This window comes from Kitasatospora sp. NPDC058406, assembly GCF_042722765.1.
Lineage (GTDB): Bacteria > Actinomycetota > Actinomycetes > Streptomycetales > Streptomycetaceae > Kitasatospora.
This window is the reverse complement of sequence record NZ_JBHXKE010000409.1, coordinates 1-4814: the sequence shown is the minus strand read 5'-3', so window position 1 is coordinate 4814 and position 4814 is coordinate 1. Positions and strand designations below refer to the sequence as shown.

Annotated in this window: 3 protein-coding genes; all 3 read right to left on the bottom strand. The window is 72.4% G+C overall.

Going from position 1 to position 4814, the window contains the following annotated elements:
• Positions 1-89: 89 nt before the first annotated feature.
• Positions 90-1532 carry an aldehyde dehydrogenase family protein gene (locus ACFWOG_RS39615; RefSeq protein ID WP_329952555.1) on the bottom strand — a complete coding sequence of 481 codons (1443 nt, stop codon included), beginning with the start codon at positions 1530-1532 and terminating at the stop codon, positions 90-92.
• A gap of 147 nt (positions 1533-1679) precedes the next feature.
• Positions 1680-3245 carry a PucR family transcriptional regulator gene (locus ACFWOG_RS39610; protein ID WP_329877492.1) on the bottom strand — a complete coding sequence of 522 codons (1566 nt, stop codon included), beginning with the start codon at positions 3243-3245 and terminating at the stop codon, positions 1680-1682.
• 147 nt (positions 3246-3392) lie between these two features.
• Complete coding sequence (locus ACFWOG_RS39605) at positions 3393-4697, bottom strand: hypothetical protein (protein ID WP_380364480.1); 1305 nt, start codon at positions 4695-4697, stop codon at positions 3393-3395.
• Between the last annotated feature and the right edge of the window lie 117 nt (positions 4698-4814).

The window sequence follows — 4814 nt, the reverse complement described above, 5'->3', positions numbered from 1 at the left end:
CCCGACAGCCTTGTGCTGTCGGGCCCCTCGCACGTCCGGTCCGGTCCGGTCGGTCAGGTCAGGTCGTCAGGTCGGGTCGTCAGGTCAGGTCAGAGGTCGAGACCGGTGAGGACCATGACCTTCTCGACGGTGTAGTCGTCCATCGCGTACTTGACGCCCTCACGGCCGACGCCGGAGTCCTTGACGCCCCCGTACGGCATCTGGTCGGCGCGGTAGGACGGCGCGTCGCCGATGATCACACCGCCGACCTCCAGCTCCCGGTGGGCCCGGAAGGCGGTCTGCAGGTCATGGGTGAACACACCCGCCTGCAGGCCGAACAGCGAGTCGTTGACGGCGGCGAACGCCTCGTCGGTGCCCTCCACCCGGTGCAGCGACAGGACCGGGCCGAACACCTCGGCCTTGGCCAGGATCGCGTCGGCCGGCATCTCCGCCAGCACGGTCGGGGCGTACGTCGCGCCCTCACGGGTGCCGCCGACGAGCAGCTTGGCCCCCTTGGCGACCGCGTCGTCCACCCAGGACTCGACCCGCCGGGCCGCGTTCTCGTCGACCAGCGGACCGACGTCGGTCGCGTCGTCGTTCGGGTCACCGGTGACCTGCGCCGCGACCTTGGCGACGACCTTCTCCACCAGCGCGTCGTAGACGGACGCGTCGGCGATCACCCGCTGGACCGAGATGCAGGACTGGCCGCCCTGGTAGTTCGCGAACATCGCGATCCGGGTGGCCGCCCAGTCCAGGTCCGCCTCGGAGGACCAGTCGGCGAGCACCACGGCCGCCGCGTTGCCGCCCAGCTCCAGGGTGGTGTGCTTGCGCGGCACCGAGTCCATGATCTGGTAGCCGACCGTGTCCGAACCGGTGAACGAGATCACCGGCAGACGCGGGTCCTGCACCAGCGCCGGCATCCGGTCGTTCGGCACCGGCAGAACGCTCCAGGAACCGGCCGGCAGGTCGGTCTCGGCCAGGATCTCGCCCAGCACCATCGCGGAGAGCGGGGTCGCCGGGGCCGGCTTGAGGATGATCGGCGCGCCGACCGCGATCGCCGGGGCCACCTTGTGCGCCACCAGGTTCAGCGGGAAGTTGAACGGCGCGATGCCCAGCACCACACCGCGCGGGAAGCGGCGCACCACCGCGAAACGGCCCACGCCGCCCGGGTCGGTGTCCAGCCGCATGGTCTCGCCGTTGGTACGGCGGGCCTCCTCGGCGGCCCAGCGGAAGACGGAGACGGCGCGGCCGACCTCACCACGGGCCCACTTGATCGGCTTGCCGTTCTCGGCGGTGATCAGCTGGGCGATCTCCTCCGTACGCTCGGCCAGCCGCCGGGCCACGTGGTCCAGCGCGGCGGACCGCACGTGCGCGGGGGTCGCGGCGAACACCGGCAGCGCGGCCACGGCGGCGTCCAGCGCCTCCTCGACCTGCGCCTCGGTGGGGATGCTCACCCTGCCGACCAGACGGCCGTCCCAGCTGTTGTGCACCTCGAAGTCGGCGTCGCCGCTCGCCCGGCGGCCGGCCAGCCAGAAATCGTACGTGGTGGTCACCGTGGTACCGGCCCTTCCCTCGACATCCTCAGGGCCCCACGGACGTGGAGCCAGAATCGAGGGTAGGGGCGGGGGCGCGCCGACCGGATTGGCCACGGCGTAGCGTTCACCCCCGCGGCCACTCCACCGCGTCCAGCGGCGCCGCGGCTACTCCTCGCCCGAGCGAAGCGCCAGCCAGAGCTCCATCCGGACGTCCGTGTCGTCCAGCGACCGCCCGAGCAGCTCCTCGACCCGCCGCATCCGGTACCGCAGCGTGTGCCGGTGCACACCGAGATCGGCCGCCGCCGCGTCCCACTGCCCGTGCCGGGACAGCCAGGCCCGCAACGAGGCCACCAGGTCACCGCGCGCCGTCCGGTCGTGATCGCGCAACGGCCGCAACAGGCCCTCCGCGAAAGCCGTCACGGCGTCCTCCCCGAGCAGCGGCAGCAGCGACCCCGCGCCGACCTCCTCGTGGTCCACCGAACGCCGCCCACCCCGCAACGCCACCGCCAGCGCCCGCTCCGCCTGCGCGTGCGCCGTCCCCGCGTCCTCCAGCGCGGCCGGCGCCGAGACGCCCAGCGACAGGCCCTCGTGCTCCTCCACCGTGCCCAGGCACGCCCGGTGCACCGCGCCGTTGTCCAGCGCCAGCACCATCAGCCGAGACCCGTGCGCCCCCTCCTCCCGCGCCACCAGCAGCTTCTCCGCCACCCGCGCCCCGGCCTGCTCCGCCCGGTCCCCCAGCTCGCCCAGCGCCTCCCCGGCGTCCACCCCCTGGCCGGCCCCGGCCACCAGCACCCGGACCGTCCCCTCCGGCAGCCCGCCGAACAGCCCCGCCGCCACCTGCCGGGCGGTCGTCACCTCGCCGGCCAGCACCATCCGCAGCAGCGCCGCGCCCATCTTCTCCTCGGCCTGCCGCAGCTCCCGCGACCGCTCCAGGGTCAGCGTCAGCAACGCCACCGCCGCGTTCAGCACGTAACGCTCGGTCGGCGTGATCCGGTCCTCGGTCCCCACCGCCAGGAACCCGCGCGCCCGCCGGTCCGCGCCCAGCGACTGGACCACCACGTAGTCCTCGTCCGCCGTGTCGATCCCCGGCGACCGCCCCTGCAGAGCCGCACTCGACGGCGCCGGCCGCCGCCGCAGCCGGTCCACCTCGGCCGCCAGCCGGCCCGCACGGCGCGCCGCCCAGTCCGGCGCCACCACCGACAGCGCACCCGACCCGTCGTACAGCGCCGCCCAGCCACCCAGCCGGGCCGCCAGGCGCCGCACCACCGCGGTCGTACCGTCCTTGCCCAGCGCCGCCCGGGTCAGTTCCTCCTGCGCCTCGAAGCTGGTGGTCACCGCCTCGTACTGCTCCGCGGCCAGCGCCGCCGAGACCACCTTGCTGATCGCGATGAACGGCGTCGGCTCCGGCACCCGCAACAGCGGCAGCCCGCGCTGCGCGGCCGCCTCCACCAGCGGCTGCGGCACCTCGGCGTGCGACAACCCGACACCGAGCCCCAGCCCCACCACCCCGGCGTCCGCCAGACGGTGCACGTACGCCTGCAACCGGGCGGCGGTCCGGCCCAGCTTGATACCGGTGGTGAGCAGCAGCTCGCCACCCTCCAGGAACGGCGTCGGGTCGTCCAGCTCGCTGGTGTGCACCCAGCGGACCGGCCGCTCCAGGTGGTCCGCACCGGCGAGGACCGTCAGATGGAGCGAGGTGTTGCGAACGACGGAGGCAAGTGTGGGGGGCATGGCACCTTCGGGGGAACGACCCGACCGCGCCGTTGCGGCCGGGCGAGAAGAGGGCTGAGGGTTCTCGGGAACTCCCTCCTCTCATTATGGACGCCCCGGACAAGCCGCACTGCCGAATCCTCCTCGAAGGCGAGCTTCATCCCCACTTCACCCCCGCAGATCCACCAGCAGCGGTGGCACCTGCTCCCCCGACACCGCCGTCAGCGACACCACCGCGTGCCCCGCCGGCAGCGCGTGCGCCAGATCCGACGGCGACCACCGCAACCGCTCCACTTCCCGCGTCGTCACCGACTCGGTCTGCGCCGTCGTCCCCGACAGCGCCTTCCGCCCCAACCGCCCGGCCCGCCGAACCGCACCGCCCTCCGTTTGCGGGGAATGCGTGACGACCCGTTCATGGATCACGTGAGTACCCCAGGCTTCGGAGAAGAACTTCCCGTCCCACGGCGCAATGCCGGGGAAGACCATCCGACAGCCGACCGCGCCAAACAACGGGGCCCGAAGTGCCTCCGGCAAGTCCATCAACGTCCGGAGCAGCAGCACTGCTCCGGCATTGGCTCCGCGCATCCGCTGCAGGCCACGAACGGTATTGGCGTCCAAAGCCGCGGAAGCGTCGTCCACCACCAGACCGGCGAACAGTGAACGGTCCTGGCGGGAGATCGCCGCCAGGACGAACTGACCAACCACCAGCCGGGACAAGATCCGCGCCGCCTCCGGGTGGCTGCGCTCAGGAAGCTTCACCCGCACTCGCAGCGGGTGGTCAAGGGCCCTCATTGCAAAAGGCGGCCGCCCGGTACCGTCGGTCAGGAAGGCGCCTTCAAAGGCTGGACGGTCCAGCAGTGCCAACCGGTCGGCCAGTAGTGCTCCCGGGTCCTCCGCCCGACCCTGCTGCTGCCTGCGATGTTCGAGATCGCGTTCGTAAGTCGCGAGTCGGCCGGCTTCCCGCAATGCCTTGGTCAATGCCTCGGTCGCGTCCACGTCGCCCGTAAGCAGCGATCGCAGTTCGCGTACCCCAGGGTAACGACCATAGGCCGCGTGGAATGGCCCGACAATCTGCTGGAGGGCCATCCTGGTGCTCTCCGCCCGGGCGATCAGTTCGTCCGGAAGGAGCGCGTCCGCCAACCTGGCCGCAGCCTCGTCGGGATCCTGAGTGGCCCCGTAAAGGTCAAGTCCGTAGGTGCTCCCCGGGTCGCCCGGTGCGATCACCACGTCGTACCAGGAGTCGGGGCCGAGTTCGGAATCCGCGGCCCCGATCACCACGGCACAGGCTGTCCCCGCGAGTGCTTGAAGGCACAACGCTTCAGCTGCCGGCCGGGCCAGCCTCGTCGTCTTGCCGGTACCAGCGGGGCCGACAGCGAGAAGTGACGAGCCCAGCACGGTCGGGTCCAGGGCAAAGCCCGTGGCACGAAACACCTGGGGGTTCTTCGGCACATCCTGCGTCGTGCCCAGTCGCACCTGCTGCAGCAGCAGGTCGTGGGGGGGCGCGCGGGCCCGGCCGGGGGGGGGTTGGGAGGGGGGGGGGGGGGCCGCCCCGCCCCCCCCCCACACCACAAGAACCAAAACCCCCCACGA

Bases quoted from the DNA above. Each gene is read 5' to 3' on its own strand.
- ACFWOG_RS39610 (WP_329877492.1), bottom strand. From the start codon at position 3,245: ATGCCCCCCACACTTGCCTCCGTCGTTCGCAACACCTCGCTCCATCTG.